General features: G+C 38.3%; 1 protein-coding gene. It reads right to left on the bottom strand.

The window, feature by feature from the left end:
- Window positions 1–11 precede the first annotated feature (11 nt).
- Window positions 12–1205 (bottom strand): elongation factor Tu, encoded by a 1194-nt coding sequence (tuf, locus tag Q5O29_RS07990; RefSeq protein ID WP_022212437.1) that lies wholly within the window; start codon window positions 1203–1205, stop codon window positions 12–14.
- Window positions 1206–1221: the final 16 nt, after the last annotated feature.

Below are 1221 nucleotides of genomic sequence, written 5' to 3' on the forward strand. Positions count from 1 at the left end.
TAAAGTAGGAATTATCCTAAAACTTTAGTAACAACTCCTGAACCTACAGTTCTTCCACCTTCTCTGATGGCAAATCTTAATCCTTCATCCATAGCAACTTGAGTTATTAACTCAACGTTCATATCGATGTGGTCTCCTGGCATAACCATTTCCATACCTTCTGGTAATTTGATTGATCCAGTAACGTCAGTTGTTCTGAAGTAGAATTGTGGTCTGTATCCATCGAAGAATGGAGTATGTCTTCCACCTTCTTCTTTTTTAAGTACGTATACTTGACCTACGAACTTGCTGTGTGGCTTAATTGATCCAACTTTAGCTAAAACTTGACCTCTTTCGATTTCAGTTCTTTGGATACCTCTTAATAATACCCCTACGTTATCTCCAGCTTGTGCTTCATCTAGTAACTTTCTGAACATTTCGATTCCTGTTACTACTACTTTTCTGCTTTCTTCTGCTAAACCAACGATTTCAACTTCGTCAGATACGTGAAGTACACCAGTTTCAACTCTTCCAGTTGCAACAGTTCCTCTACCAGTGATTGTGAATACATCTTCTACTGGCATTAAGAAGTTCTTATCTGTAGCTCTTTCTGGAGTTGGGATGTAGCTATCAACAGCATCCATTAATTCCATGATACAAGCTGTTGCTTCTGGATCAGTTGGGTTTTCTAAAGCTCTTAATGCAGAACCTTTAATTACAGGGATATCATCTCCTGGGAAGTTGTATTCAGATAATAATTCTCTAACTTCCATTTCAACTAATTCTAATAATTCTTCGTCATCAACCATATCAGCTTTGTTTAAGAAAACAACGATGTAGTCAACACCAACTCTTGAAGCTAGTAGTATATGTTCTCTTGTTTGTGGCATTGGACCATCTGCTGCTGAACATACTAATATAGCACCGTCCATTTGAGCAGCACCAGTGATCATGTTCTTAACGTAGTCAGCATGTCCTGGACAGTCAACGTGAGCATAGTGTCTTGTTTCTGTTTCATATTCAACGTGAGCAGTGTTGATAGTGATTCCTCTTTCTTTTTCTTCTGGAGCCTTATCTATATCTGCATAGTTGAATGCTTCTGCATATCCTCTGTTTGCTAAAACAGTTGTGATTGCTGCTGTTAATGTAGTCTTACCGTGGTCAACGTGACCAATTGTTCCGATATTTACGTGTGGTTTACTTCTTTCGAATTTTTGCTTTGCCATTTGCAAATTCCTCCTT

This window comes from Clostridium sp. CAG:265, from assembly GCF_000436575.1.
GTDB lineage: Bacteria > Bacillota > Clostridia > Clostridiales > Clostridiaceae > Clostridium > Clostridium lentum.